This window comes from Sphingomonas sp. CCH5-D11 (assembly GCF_001557395.1).
Lineage (GTDB): Bacteria > Pseudomonadota > Alphaproteobacteria > Sphingomonadales > Sphingomonadaceae > Sphingomonas.
Genome location: NZ_LSKH01000253.1, coordinates 1 through 12988, shown reverse-complemented (window position 1 = coordinate 12988; position 12988 = coordinate 1). Strand labels below are relative to the sequence as shown.

11 protein-coding genes are annotated in these 12988 nt (G+C 67.0%); 7 read left to right on the top strand and 4 right to left on the bottom strand.

What is annotated here, in order from left to right:
* Positions 1-1025: 1025 nt before the first annotated feature.
* On the top strand, positions 1026-2492 hold the full coding sequence (locus tag AX702_RS15970) for an MFS transporter (RefSeq protein ID WP_197420647.1): 1467 nt from the start codon (positions 1026-1028) through the stop codon (positions 2490-2492).
* 3 nt (positions 2493-2495) lie between these two features.
* Here the strand turns inward: AX702_RS15970 and AX702_RS15965 are convergent, their stop codons facing one another.
* Positions 2496-3011: a GNAT family N-acetyltransferase gene (locus tag AX702_RS15965; protein ID WP_066781225.1), complete on the bottom strand. Its 516-nt coding sequence runs from the start codon at positions 3009-3011 to the stop codon at positions 2496-2498.
* Positions 3012-3229: 218 nt separating this feature from the next.
* Here AX702_RS15965 and AX702_RS15960 point away from each other — a divergent pair, with 218 nt between their 5' ends.
* The 4 genes from AX702_RS15960 to AX702_RS15945 all read left to right on the top strand — a co-directional run bounded on the left by AX702_RS15960 (position 3230) and on the right by AX702_RS15945 (position 7378).
* Positions 3230-3397 carry a hypothetical protein gene (locus AX702_RS15960; protein ID WP_156455533.1) on the top strand — a complete coding sequence of 56 codons (168 nt, stop codon included), beginning with the start codon at positions 3230-3232 and terminating at the stop codon, positions 3395-3397.
* A 159-nt stretch (positions 3398-3556) separates the two neighbouring features.
* Positions 3557-4090, top strand: coding sequence for a (2Fe-2S)-binding protein (locus AX702_RS15955; RefSeq protein ID WP_066781221.1), 534 nt, complete (start codon positions 3557-3559; stop codon positions 4088-4090).
* The gene (locus AX702_RS15950) at positions 4087-5100 is read left to right on the top strand and encodes an FAD binding domain-containing protein (protein ID WP_066781219.1); all 1014 of its coding nucleotides are present in this window, start codon (positions 4087-4089) and stop codon (positions 5098-5100) included. The genes AX702_RS15955 and AX702_RS15950 overlap by 4 nt, the downstream gene beginning before the upstream one ends.
* Before the next feature lie 10 nt (positions 5101-5110).
* Positions 5111-7378, top strand: coding sequence for a xanthine dehydrogenase family protein molybdopterin-binding subunit (locus tag AX702_RS15945; protein WP_066781218.1), 2268 nt, complete (start codon positions 5111-5113; stop codon positions 7376-7378).
* A gap of 522 nt (positions 7379-7900) precedes the next feature.
* Here the strand turns inward: AX702_RS15945 and AX702_RS15940 are convergent.
* Positions 7901-9352 carry a L,D-transpeptidase family protein gene (locus AX702_RS15940; RefSeq protein WP_066781216.1) on the bottom strand — a complete coding sequence of 484 codons (1452 nt, stop codon included), beginning with the start codon at positions 9350-9352 and terminating at the stop codon, positions 7901-7903.
* Between the two features lie 100 nt (positions 9353-9452).
* Here AX702_RS15940 and AX702_RS15935 point away from each other — a divergent pair, with 100 nt between their 5' ends.
* The gene (locus tag AX702_RS15935; protein WP_066781214.1) at positions 9453-10463 is read left to right on the top strand and encodes a 2-hydroxyacid dehydrogenase; all 1011 of its coding nucleotides are present in this window, start codon (positions 9453-9455) and stop codon (positions 10461-10463) included.
* A gap of 48 nt (positions 10464-10511) precedes the next feature.
* On the opposite strand, the gene AX702_RS15930 is transcribed toward AX702_RS15935, so the two are convergent.
* On the bottom strand, positions 10512-11768 hold the full coding sequence (locus AX702_RS15930) for a D-amino acid dehydrogenase (protein WP_066781212.1): 1257 nt from the start codon (positions 11766-11768) through the stop codon (positions 10512-10514).
* 249 nt (positions 11769-12017) lie between these two features.
* Between AX702_RS15930 and AX702_RS15925 the strand changes: the two genes are divergently transcribed.
* Positions 12018-12458: an Lrp/AsnC family transcriptional regulator gene (locus AX702_RS15925; protein WP_066781227.1), complete on the top strand. Its 441-nt coding sequence runs from the start codon at positions 12018-12020 to the stop codon at positions 12456-12458.
* 13 nt (positions 12459-12471) lie between these two features.
* Here the strand turns inward: AX702_RS15925 and AX702_RS22650 are convergent.
* Positions 12472-12988 (bottom strand): hypothetical protein (locus AX702_RS22650; RefSeq protein WP_197420646.1); only part of this gene is annotated, 517 nt, incomplete at its 5' end.

Here is a 12988-nt window from a genome sequence, read left to right as displayed (position 1 = left end):
GGGCGCTCAAGAACGATGTGCCCCTCCCGTCGCTTCCCGCCGGAGCAACCTCCGCAACGGTCCCGGCCACGCTCCACATCCCTCGTCAGGCGATTACGACGACCTTCCCACTTGGACCCCGGCCTCTGCCGGGGTGGCCGCGCGGGTGTTCAAAAACGGTGTGCCGGTTCTTGCTGCCCCACATCGCAAACCTCTGCAGAGGTGCCGACCGCGCCTCACCCCCTCGTCACCCCGGCCTTGTGCCGGGGTCCAAGGCTCCGCGAACGCGATGGCTGAAGAGGAGCGGAACCCTAGATGCCCTGACTGATTTCGGCACGATGGAGCGCGCGCCCAAGTCTCGCGAAGGTCGGACTCCAACTGGGAAAAGTGCCGTCGGCACGCGCCGAGGGCAGTTACAACGGCCTTCTCACCTGGGCCCCGGCCTCCGCCGGGGTGGCTGCGCGCCGATGGGCGGGCGGGTGTTTGATAACGGTGTGCCTCTTCTGTCGCTTCCCGTCGAGCAACCTCTGCAGAGGTGCCGACCGCGCCTCACCCATTCGTCACCCCGGCCTTGCGCCGGGGTCCAAGGCTCCGCGAACGCGATGGCTGGAGAGGAGCGGCACCCTAGATGCCTCGACAGTTCCAGCAGAACAGAAAGCTTTCGTAGCGGGTTCGCGACTGCCTGAAACCAGCCGCGCCCGAAACAGTCGCCCCGCAGCAAGCGACACCGCCGCCCCACAAACCCCATCAAACCCACCATAGCCGAATTTGAAATCTTGACAGCGGCCACGCTTTTTCCAAAACTCGTTATGGAGAGGATGATCTGTGGCGGTAAGCGGCAATAATCGCGCCGGCCGTTGGTCTGGCGGGGTATGCCACGGGGCTGCGATGGCGGCCGTGCGGCATCCCGCCTGCCGGGTCGAAACCCGATTACGGGCGCGCGGCCGATTTGCTCCGCTCGTGATCCGATCATGCCGCGCGGCCGGCTGCGCCGGCGAAGGGGCGGCACCGGCGGGCGTCCGGTGTTCCGCAGCAAGGAGAGCATCATGGCGACGATCGCGGCTGAGCTGAGCGATGTTCCCCCCGAACGGCAGCGCGCCGGCCTGCCGCTGGGCACAAAGGTCGCGCATGGCACCGGCGCCATGGCGAATGGCTCGCTGATCTATCTGCGTTCGCTTTTGCTGTTGTTTTACAGTCAGGTGGTCGGGCTGGAGGCATGGATGGTCAGCCTCGCGCTCGCCATCGTGATCGCCTGCGATGCGGTGTGGGATCCGGCGATCGGCCATTTTTCCGACAATCTCCGCTCGCGTTGGGGGCGCCGGCATACGCTGATGTTCGCCGCGCCGGTGCCGGTCGCGATCCTCTGCGCAATGCTGTGGAATCCGCCGGTCGGCCTGTCGCCGGGCGCCACCTTCGCCTGGCTCCTCGGCAGTGCGCTGGTGCTGAACTTTACCTTCAGTCTCTATGAGGTGCCGGCCAATGCGCTGACGCCGGAGCTGGCGCCGGGCTATCATGTGCGCACCAATCTGCTCGCCTGGCGCTGGGTGCTGGGGACGGGCGGCGCGATGATCACCGCCTTTCTCGGCCTCGGCTGGTTCCTCTCGCCGGAGCAAGGCGCGGTGGGGCAGCTGGTGCGGGAGGGCTATGGCCGGCTGGGGATCGCCGCGGCGCTGCTGATGCTGGCGGCGATGCTGATCAACGCCTTTGGCACGCGGCGCTATCGCGGCGCGCTTTATGAGCCGCCCGAAAGCACCGGCGGCATCGGCAAGTCGTTGAAAGAAGCGGTGGAAACACTGCGCAATCGCAACATGGCGGTGGCGGTGATCGCCGGCGCGCTGGCCGGTATCGGCTTTGGCATCCGCACCGTGCTGGAGGCCTATATCGCCACCTTCATCTGGGGCCTGCCCGCCTCCGCCCTGTTGCTGACGACAGTGGCCGGCTTCGTCGCCACGCCGATCGGCGCGATCGTGGGCGCGATGCTGTCCCGCCGCCATGGCAAGAAGCGCGCCTGCATGGGCCTGTTCTTCGTCGGCACGATCCTTACCAACATGCCGCTGCTGCTGCGCCTGTCGGGGGTGTTCTTCGTCAATGGCGATCCGCTGCTGCTGCCCACCTTGGTCGGCTTCGCCTTTGTTTCCGCCGTCTTTTATTACGGCGGCTTCGTGCTGGTCAGTTCCATGATCGCGGACATCGTGGAGGATGCGCAGGCGCGGACGGGCCGGCGGTCGGAGGGGCTGATCACTTCCGCCGACCAGTTCATCCAGAAGATCATCACCGCGATGGGCACGGTGCTGGGCGGCGCGCTGCTCACCCTCATTGCCTTTCCCCGCAAGGCGCTGCCGGGCCAGGTGCCGGCGGAGACGCTGGCGGCGCTCGGCTGGACCTTCCTGGTGCTGGTGACGACGCTCAGCTTTCTGTCGATCGCAATCTGGAAATTCTACCGCATCGACCGGCAGGGGCATGAGGCACGGCTGACCGCGCTTGACGTGCCGGAGGTGCGCGGCGCGGCCTGAGCGTCAGCCGATCTCCCGTGTCATCCATTTCGCCGTCGGGCCATAGCCCGCGACCTTGGCGGCGAGCGCGGGCGAACCGGGCGTCTCCGTGAAGCCGAGCCTGCGCCAGTAATCGGCCGCGCCCTCCACCGCGATCAGCTCGGCACGGTGCAGGCCAAATTTCTCCGCCAGGGTGACGGATGCGGCCACCAACAGGCCGCCCACGCCAGTTCCGCGGCCGAACGGCGCCACGGCGAGGTCATGGATGAATAGCACTTCCATCGCTGCATGGCGTGGCAGGATCGTGCCGACAGCAGGCGGCGCGGCGCGCGGCCAGCCATGCGCCAGCATATAGGCGATCAGCGCGCCTTCCCGCGTCGCGGCCAGGCAACAGCTTCCGTCGATCTCCAACCGGCTCAGGAACGCCGCCCGGTCCTCGCGCAGGAACGCGGGGTAGCTCGCCGCCTGGATCGCCAGGGCGTCCGGCAGATCGTCGGGGCAGAGCGGGCGGATCAGGATGGCTGGGTCAGGCGGTGGCATGGCTGGAAATTCTGCCGATGGGTCAGGCGCTTACGACTAGGTTCGCCTGGGGATAACCTTGTGGATAACGCGAGTACAAGCATGTGGAAAGACTGTGGAGTGGCGGTGGATGCAGCGTGGAAAGGCTGCGGACAGGGCTGTGGATGGAATGTGGATTGTGTTGTTGCGCGGACCCGATCGCCGCGCCCGTGGGTTGATGCGGCTTGATGGAGGACAGGATGCAAGACGATCGCGCAGCCGGCAAAAAGCCGCAGGAACAAGACGATACTCGCCCGCAGCAGGCGGGGGAGGGCGGGACGACCCGCTTTGGCATGGAGGATGGCGACAACACGGACGTGCCAGCCACCGGGATCGATCCGGCCGCGCAGTCGAAGCCGCCGGCCTGAAATCGGAGCGCAATCGGCCTCAAACGGCCAAGTGCCGGATATCGCGCAGCCTTTCGCACGCTCGCCCGTTCGGGCTCCCGATGGCACAAGCGAAGGACCAGCGATGAGCGACACCAAAGGCCCCGCCTGCAAGCACGCCCGCAAGACCGGGGCGCAGGCATGAACGAGGCCGTCACGCTGGATCGCACCGCCGCGCAGCGCGTCGCCGCCGACCCGATCGGCACCCTGCCGCTGCGCCTTTCCATCAACGGCGAGGCGCGCCGGCTGCAGGTGGAGCCCTGGACGACGCTGCTCGACCTGCTGCGCGACAAGCTTGATCTCACCGGATCAAAAAAGGGCTGCGATCACGGCCAGTGCGGCGCGTGCACGGTGCTGATCGACGGCAAGCGGATGAATTCCTGCCTGAAACTCGCCGTCACGCTGGACGGGTGCGAGGTGACCACGATCGAGGGGCTGGGCCAGCCGGGCAAGCTCCACCCGCTGCAGAGCGCCTTCATCGAGCATGACGCGTTCCAGTGCGGCTATTGCACGCCGGGCCAGATCTGCTCCGCGCAGGGGCTGATCAACGAAGGCCATGCGCACAGCCGCGACGAGGTGCGCGAGCAGATGAGCGGCAACCTGTGCCGCTGCGGCGCCTATCCCAACATCGCCGATGCGGTGCTGGAGGTTTTGGGCACGGAGAAGCCGGCATGATCCGCTTCGATTACCAGCGGCCCGGCGCTACGGCCGATGCGATTGCCGCCGGACGCGACGACCATGCCGCCTATCTCGCCGGCGGCACCAATCTCGTTGACCTGATGAAGGAAAATGTCGCCCGCCCGTTGCAGGTGATCGACATCAATCACCTGCCGCTGCGCGCGATCGAGGCGCGCGAGGGCGGCGGGCTGCGGCTTGGCGCGCTCGCCACCAATGCCGACACCGCTTACCATCCGGAGGTGCAGGCGCGTTACCCGCTGCTCGCCTCCGCGATCCTCGCCGGCGCCTCGCCGCAGCTGCGCAATGCCGCGACCAACGGCGGCAACCTCAACCAGCGGACGCGCTGCTATTATTTCTATGACGTGCACACCCCCTGCAACAAGCGGCGTCCCGGCGAGGGCTGCGGCGCGATCGGGGGCGTGAACCGGATCCATGCGATCCTTGGCGCGAGCGACCAGTGCATCGCCACGCATCCGTCCGACATGTGCGTGGCGCTCGCCGCGCTGGAGGCGGAGGTGCAGGTGAGCGGGCCGGATGGCGAGCGCACGATCCCCTTCGCCGATTACCACCGCCTGCCCGGCGACGAGCCATGGCGCGATAACAACCTGCGCGCCGGCGAGCTTGTCACCGCGATCGACCTGCCGGCGGAAGAATTCGCCAGCAATTACACCTATCTGAAGCTGCGCGACCGGCTGTCCTACGCCTTTGCCCTGGTGTCGGTCGCGGTCGCCCTGAAGATGGAGGATGGCGAGATCGCCGAGGCGCGCGTGGCGCTGGGCGGGGTCGCGCACAAGCCGTGGCGCGTGCCGGAGGCGGAGCGCCTGCTGCGCGGCGAGCGGCCGGGCGAAGATGCCTTTCGCGCCGTGGCGGAGGCGATGCTGAAGGGCGCGCGCGGCCAGGGCGAGAATGATTTCAAGATCGGCCTGGCCCGGCGCGCCATCGTGCGCGCGCTGGCGCAGGCCGCAGCGGGCACGCCGCAATCGCAAACCGACAAGCGCATCGTCTGAGGAGCAACCCATGAACGCACCGGCCAAGATCGGCATCGGCTCGTCGCTGTCACGGGTGGACGGCGTGGACAAGGTGACGGGGCAGGCGAAATATGCCGCCGAATATAACGTGCCCGGCCTGCTGCACGGCGTGGCGGTCAATTCGCGGATCGCCAAGGGCTCGATCCTGTCGATCGACGAGGCCGCGGCCCGCGAGGTGCCCGGCGTGGTGGACGTGATCAGCCACCTCAACCGCCCGAAACAGGCTTGGCTCGACCGCAACTGGAAGGACGAGCTGTCGATCCCCGGCGAGCCGTTCAAGGCATTTCACGACGACACTATCCTGTTCGCCGGCCAGCCGGTCGCGCTGGTGGTGGCGGAGACGTTCGAGGCGGCGCGCTTCGCCGCCAGCCTGATCGAGGTGCGCTATGAGGAAGAGGCGCACAACATCGACTTCGAGGCCTCGCTGGCCGAGAAGTTCCTGCCGTCGTACATGAAGCGGCGGAACAATTATCATCCGCCGAAGAACCGCGGCGATGCGGAGGCAGCCTTTGCCGATGCCCCGGTAAAGATGACGGGCGACTATCACCTCGCGCCCGAACATCACAATCCGATGGAGATGCACGCCTCCACGGTGGAATGGCATGGCGACGGCAAGATCACCGTTTACGACAAGGTGCAGGGATCACAGGGCCCGCAGGCCTATCTCGCCAGCGCCTTTGGCCTCAGCAAGAAGAACGTCCGCGTCGTCAACGCTTATGTCGGCGGCGGCTTCGGATCGGGGCTGCGGCCGCAATGGCAGGTGCAGCTTGCCGTGATGGCGGCGATCCACATCGAGCGATCGGTGCGGGTGGTGATGACGCGCCAGCAGATGTTCACCCATGCGCACCGCCCCGAATGCACCTATTCGGTGCGCCTCGGCGCCGAGCCGGATGGCAAGCTCCAGGCGATGATCCATGACGCGACCACCTCCACCTCCCGCTTCGAGAACAACATGGAGGATATCGTCGTCTGGGGCATGATGAACTACGACTGCCCCAATGCCAGCGGCGAATATACGATCGCGCCGCGCGACACCTATACCTCCGCCGACATGCGCGCGCCGGGTGCGGCGACGGGCATGGCGCTGTTCGAGATCGCGATGGACGAAATGGCCTATGCCGCCGGCGTCGATCCGCTGGACTTCCGCCTCCTGAACTATTCGGAGGTCGATGCGATGAACGGCACGCCCTACACCTCCAAGGCGCTGCGCGAGGCGTATCAGGAGGGCGCGGCGCGCTTCGGCTGGGAGAAGAGATCGCCCGCGCCCCGCTCCATGAAGGAAGGGCGCGAGCTGATCGGCTGGGGCGTGGCGACGGGCATGTGGGACGCCCAGTTCAGCAAGACCGCGGCGCGCGCGGTGCTGAGCGCCGACGGCACGCTGGAGGTCGCCTCGGCCAGCTCCGACATCGGCACCGGCACCTATACGGTGATGGTGCAGGTCGCGGCCGATACGCTGGGCCTCGCGCCCGAGCAGATCACCGCCAAGCTGGGCGACAGCGACCTGCCCCAGGCACCGGTGGAGGGCGGATCCTGGGCCGCGGCGTCCACCGGCGCGGCGGTACAGCTTGCCTGCCAGTCAGTGGCGAAGAAACTGCTGTCGGCGACGGAGAAGCTGGACGGGCAGCCGTTTCGCGGCGTCAACGGCATCGAGGGGCTGGAGTTCGCCGGCGGCGAGATGATCCGGCGCGACAATCCCACGATCCGCGCAAGGATCACCGACGTGATGGCCGCCGCCGGGCTGGATGACATCGAGGTGGAGGAAACCGCCGCACCCGGGATCAGCGACATGGTGTCCATGGCGCGGAAGTCCCGCAACACGCACAGCGCGATCTTCTGCGAAGTGCGGGTGGACGAGGAACTGAACCAGGTGCGCGTGACCCGCGTGGTCAATGCCGTCGCCGCCGGCCGGATCATCAACCCCAAGACTGCGCGTAGCCAGATCCTGGGCGGCGTGGTGATGGGCATGGGCATGGCGCTGCACGAGGAGACGTTCGCGGACACCAAGCTGGGCCGGTGGATGAACCACAATTTCGCCGAATATCACGTGCCCGCCCATGCCGATGTGCACGATATCGACGTGATCTTCGTGCACGAGCCCGATCCCGAGGTGTCGCCGCTGGGCGTGAAGGGGCTGGGCGAGATCGGCATCGTCGGCACCGCGGCTGCGATCGCCAACGCAATCTATCACGCCACGGGAAAACGCGTGCGCGAACTGCCGATCACCATCGACAAGTTGCTGGAAACGCCCGCCGGGTGAGCGGGCGCCGCCCGGCGCGGTGCCAAGCGCATTCAAATAGACCTGCTGCCGAGGGCTTGATCCGACCAGATCGATCCGCCGCCCCGGCGCAGGCCGGGGCCCAGTTGCGCGACAAAGCTGGCAGGCACAGCGGACGTTGCCAACGCCTTCCCACCTGGACCCCGGCCTTCGCCGGGGCGGTGCTTAGAGGAGCCTGGATCAAACCCTGGTCGACGCCATTGCGTCGAGACCAGCTGAAGCGCGCGCTGTATGCTAACGCACCGCTTCAACTGTGTTGAGGACGCAGCGTCTTTCCGCCAGGATCTTGTGATTAATCCATCTCAGACCTGGGCCCGACTGCAACTTTCGAAGGTACTGCTTGAAGTCGCCGACTTAACAATCGTTCGTATCAAATCCGAGTAGCAGAAAAGGGAAAGCCGCGTCGAGTTTCCTCTCAGCGGCTTTCGAGCTGGCAGCACGCTACCAGCGGGTATGAATAGTTGATATGGCTAGCATACCTTCATTGCGAGATGCGACGCGCGCCTACGGCCCGACGTCCGCGGCGCCGCTCTTCACCTTCATCGACGCCGGGCCCTTGAAGCCGAGCGCCTCGGACACGCGGTCATTCCAGCCATAAGGATCGTTGCGCACGATCGGCGCGCCGGATTCGTCGAACAGCACCGTCTGGTACAGCAGCCGGACGGGGATCTGGCGGGGCAGCTTGACGAAGGTTTCCTTGCCCGTCGCACGGGCCTTGTTCCATTCGTCGAGCACGCCTTCCTGCTCGGCCAGCATCTGCGCGAAGCCGAGCGCGTCCTCCACGCGGACGCAGCCGTGGCTGCGCGCGCGCTGCACCATGCCGAACAGCGGCTTGGCGGGCGTATCGTGCAGGTAGATGGCGTGTTCGTTCTGCATGTCGAACTTGACCAGGCCGAGCGAGTTCTTCGGCCCCGGCTGCTGCACGATCCAGCCGTCCTTCCACACCATATTGTTGGCCTTGAGATAGCCCGAGCCCTTGTTGGCGATTTCCTTGTTCTGGATCGAGCGCGGCACCGTCCAGGTCGGGTTGGCGACGAGGCGGAACATGGGGGAGCCGAGCTGCGGTGTTTCCGTGTCCGGCTCGCCCACCACGACGCGGCGGCTGTCGACCAGCTTGCCGTCGCGGAAATAGCTGAGCCGCGCGGCGGCGACGTTCACGTCGATGCGGGTGGGCGGCGGGCTGCGCTCCAGCCAGCGCAGCCGTTCCATGTTCACCGCGATCGCGCGGGCGCGCACGTCATCGGACATGTTGAGGATCGCCAGCGCCTCCGCGCCGATCACGCCATCCGGTTCCATGCCGTAATCGGCCTGCATCGTCTTTACCGCCGCGACCATGGCGGGGGTGTAGCTGTTGCCCTGTGCGCCAGATTGTGCGCCGGCCTGCACGGCGGCACGGTCAAGATAATCGAGCGCGACCAGCTGGTTGGCAATCACCGGCAGGCGCGGATCGGTGGCGCCCGGCTTGATCAGGTCGCCCGTTTCGGGAACCGCCGGCTTCGCCTGCGCCGGCTGCTTGCGCAGCGCCACATACGCTTCGGACAGGCGGCGGTAATTGGCGTCCTGCGGCGCGAGGCCGTCGAGCCACTTGCCGACATCGCCGGCGGCGAGCGCATTCTGCAGGCCCTGTTTCAGATCCACCTTGGGCCGCGCGACGGTATAGACGTCGTACAGCTTGGTGGGGTCGGTCGCGCCTTGCGCCAGCGCGCCGGCATAAGCGAGCGCCGCCTGGGTCAGCGCCTGTGGGTCATCGCCGCTGACGGCGAAATCCTTTCCATCCAGGCCGTGCGCGGCGCGGCCGGCGATGGCCTTGCGCAGCTGGTCGGCGGTGCTGTCGCTCCAGCTTGCCTGCTGTGCCGCCTCCGTTCCGGCGGCGCCATTTTGCGCTGATTGATCCTGAACGCTGCACCCTGCGAGAAGGGCGATTGCCGATGCGGTGACGACCCAGTTTCTACCCACTTGCTACTCCCGTGAACTATCAGGGAACGCACGGAAACGCCGCGCGCTCCACGGGATCGAGTCGGGCCGGCCGGGCGCGGACAGGGAAGGTGACGCTGGCATGAGGATCGCGACATTCAGCACCAAACCATATGACCGGACCTATCTGGCGGCGGCCAACGATGCGCTGGGCGGGGGGCATGAGATCCGCTTCCTGGAGCCGAGGCTGAGCCTCGACACGGCGCCGCTTGGGCAGGGAGCGACGGGAATATGCGCCTTTGTCAACGACTTGCTCGACCGGCCGGTGCTGGAGGCGCTGCACGCCGGGGGCACGCGGCTGATCGCGCTGCGCTGTGCCGGGTTCAACAATGTGGACCTGGTCGCGGCGCAGGAGCTGGGCATCCAGGTGGGGCGGGTGCCGGCCTATTCGCCCGAGGCGGTGGCGGAACATACCGCCGCGCTGATGCTGAGCCTCAGCCGCAACATCCACCGCGCCTATGCCCGCGTGCGGGAGGGCAATTTCGCGCTGGACGGGCTGACCGGGTTCAACTTTCACGGTCGCACGGTGGGAATCGTGGGAACCGGGCAGATCGGCACTAGCCTCGCGCGCATCATGAACGGCCTGGGATGCCGCATCCTTGGCCATGATCCGGCCGCGAACAGGAGCTTTTCGGCCACCGGCGGGGAATATGTCGATCTGGCGACGCTGTTCGCCCGATCCGACATCATTTCGCTCCACTGCCCGCTGACCCCGCACACTCGCCACCTGATCGATCACGCGGCGATCGCGCGGATGAAGCCGGGGGTGATGATCATCAACACCGGGCGCGGCGCGCTGGTGGAAACGCAGGCGCTGATCGACGGATTGAAGAGCGGCCATATCGGCCATGTCGGCCTGGACGTCTATGAGGAGGAAAGCGACCTCTTCTTCGAGAACCTGTCCAGCCAGATCATCCAGGACGATGTGTTCGCCCGCCTGCTGACCTTTCCCAACGTGCTGATCACCGGCCACCAGGCGTTCCTGACGCACGAGGCGCTGACCGCCATCGCCGAGACGACGATGGAGAATGTCGCCGCCTTCGCGCGCACCGGCCGGCCGATCTTTCCGGTGACGGTGGAAATGCTGGCCTGAGCGGCGCCGGCGACCGGCCCGCTTACCGGCCCCGCTGAGCGGCCCCGCTTACCGGCTGTAGCGATCTAGCCCGAGGCCGTCGGTAGCGATGGGGGGGCGCTGGCCCGAGATGAGCGCGGAAACCACCGCGGCCGAGCCGCAGGCCATGGTCCAGCCGAGCGTGCCATGACCGGTGCTGAGGAACAGGTTCGCGGGCCCCGCGCGGCCGATGATCGGCGGGCCATCGGGCGTCATGGGACGAAGGCCGCTCCAGAAGCCGGTCGGCCCCGGCCGCGCCGCGCCGGGGAACAGATCGTTCAGCGAATGGAGCAACGTCGCCTCGCGCCGGCGCGGCAGCGAATTATCATAGCCGGAAATCTCCGCCATGCCGCCCACGCGGATGCGATCGCCCAGGCGGGTGATCGCGATCTTGTAGCTTTCGTCGAGCAGTGTGGAGACGGGCGCCAGCGCCGGATCGGCGATCGGCACGGTCAGCGAATAGCCCTTCACCGGATACACCGGCAGGCGCAGGCCAAGCGGGCGGACGAGCTGGGGCGAATGGCTGCCAAGCGCGACGAGATAAGTATCGCCGCGGATGGTGCCGGCATCGGTGCTGACCCCGGCGATTGCGCCGCCCGATAGCTCAAGCGCCCGGATCGCGGTGGAATAACGGAACTCCACGCCATCCGCGGCGAGCCGCTCCGCCAGGCGGGTGGTGAACAGGTGGCAATCGCCCGTTTCGTCATTGGGCAGGCGAAGCCCGCCGACGAAGCGGTCGCGCGCGGCGGCGAGGCCCGGCTCCGCCCGCACGCAGCCGTCGCGGTCGAGCAATTCGAACGGCACGCCATAATCGCGCAGCACATCCATGTCCTTCGCGCTGCCGGCCATCTGCTTCTCGGTGCGGAAGAGCTGAAGCGTCCCCTGCGAACGTTCGTCATAGGCGATGCCCAGGTCGCGGCGCAGCGCCACCAGCTCGTCGCGGCTGAACTCCGCCAGCCCGACCATGCGGCTCTTGTTCAGGGCATAGCGCTGCGCCGTGCAGTTGCGCAGCATGGCGGCGAGCCAGGTCAGCATCGCCATGTCGGGTCGCGGCCGCAGGATCAGCGGCGCGTGATGCATCAGCAGCCAGCGGATCGCCTTTGCCGGAATGCCCGGCGCCGCCCAGGGCGAGGCATAGCCGGGTGAGATCTCGCCCGCATTGGCGAAGCTGGTTTCCAGCGCCGCGCCCGGCTGGCGATCGACCACCACCACCTCATGCCCGGCGCGGCGGAGGTAATAAGCGGCGGTGACGCCGATCACCCCGGCGCCAAGAACGACGACCCTCATCGTGCCGACACCGGCATGGCGGGACGCGAAAGCGGGGCCAGAGCGAAGGCAGAAGCAGGCACCGCGCCGCCGCCGGCCCGAACCCGCCGCCAGATTGCACGATTCACCATCGCCACTCGCTCTCCCCGCTCATTCTCCAATGGCATCATAGATGAAGCCGGCGCGGATTTTTGGCCGAATCTGCGACGGAAGCTGCTATCGCGGCGCCGTTTTCGCAGCATCTGCGAACGAACAGGGATAATCACGACCATGACCGACGCGGTGGACCGCCGCATCCTGAACCAGCTCCGGCTGAATGCGCGGATCACCAACAGCGCGCTGGCGCGCGAGGTGGGGCTGTCCGAATCCGCCTGCCTGCGCCGGCTGAAGCTGCTGGAGAAAAGCGGCGTGATCCGCGGCTATACCGCGATCATCGCCGGCAGCGATCCTGACGAGGGGACGGTGGCGCTGGTGCAGGTGGAGCTGGAACGGCAGACGGAGGAATATCTCACCCGTTTCGAGGCGGCGATGCGCCGCCATGCCGAGATCCGCGAATGGTATCTGCTGACGGGCGATGGCGATTACCTGCTGCGGCTGCAGATCACCGACATGGATCATTACGCCCGGTTCCACCGCGACGTGCTGTCCCGACTGCCGGGCGTGTCGCGGATCACGTCCAGCTTCGCGATGCGCAGCAATCGCAAGCCGTGAGGGAAAGCGCGCCTCACCGGGGCAGTTTCAGCAACCAGCCGAGCTTCAGCCGCGGCAGGCAATAGGCCAACGCCAGACAGCCCAGGGTGGTGACGAGGGTAAGAAGCAGCGGCGCGGCGATGGCGGCCAGCGGCGATCCCTTCACCGCGCCGGGCAGGTACGTGGCGGCGAGGTTCAGCAAAGCGGTGAGGACCAGGAAATGGAGCACATAGACCTGTAGCGTCCGCGATCCCATCCAATGGCCGAACGAACGGAGCAGCGGCACATGCCGCGTCGCGAGGCTGGAGGCGATGATGCCCCAGAAGACGCAGGCAATCCCGGCCAGCGGGAACGTGCCGAAGACGTTCTTGTGATAGGCCCATATCAAAGCGAGCATGACCGGCGTGGCCAGCGCCAGCGTGACGATGCCGGCGCGGCGCGCGAGGGCGAAGGCGGGCTCGCGGAAGCGCAGGCCAGCGAAAAAGAAGAACAGGCATTGCAGCATGAGCCGTGGCGGCGGGTGGATCGTGCCCTTCAGCGTCGGCGCGAGC

What these genes read in the sequence shown, in the direction of transcription:
- AX702_RS15970 (WP_197420647.1), top strand. Translation starts at nt 1,026, where the DNA reads ATGGCGACGATCGCGGCTGAGCTGAGCGATGTTCCCCCCGAACGGCAG.
- AX702_RS15965 (WP_066781225.1), bottom strand. Translation starts at nt 3,011, where the DNA reads ATGCCACCGCCTGACCCAGCCATCCTGATCCGCCCGCTCTGCCCCGAC.
- AX702_RS15960 (WP_156455533.1), top strand. Translation starts at nt 3,230, where the DNA reads ATGCAAGACGATCGCGCAGCCGGCAAAAAGCCGCAGGAACAAGACGAT.
- AX702_RS15955 (WP_066781221.1), top strand. Translation starts at nt 3,557, where the DNA reads ATGAACGAGGCCGTCACGCTGGATCGCACCGCCGCGCAGCGCGTCGCC.
- AX702_RS15950 (WP_066781219.1), top strand. Translation starts at nt 4,087, where the DNA reads ATGATCCGCTTCGATTACCAGCGGCCCGGCGCTACGGCCGATGCGATT.
- AX702_RS15945 (WP_066781218.1), top strand. Translation starts at nt 5,111, where the DNA reads ATGAACGCACCGGCCAAGATCGGCATCGGCTCGTCGCTGTCACGGGTG.
- AX702_RS15935 (WP_066781214.1), top strand. Translation starts at nt 9,453, where the DNA reads ATGAGGATCGCGACATTCAGCACCAAACCATATGACCGGACCTATCTG.
- AX702_RS15930 (WP_066781212.1), bottom strand. Translation starts at nt 11,768, where the DNA reads ATGAGGGTCGTCGTTCTTGGCGCCGGGGTGATCGGCGTCACCGCCGCT.
- AX702_RS15925 (WP_066781227.1), top strand. Translation starts at nt 12,018, where the DNA reads ATGACCGACGCGGTGGACCGCCGCATCCTGAACCAGCTCCGGCTGAAT.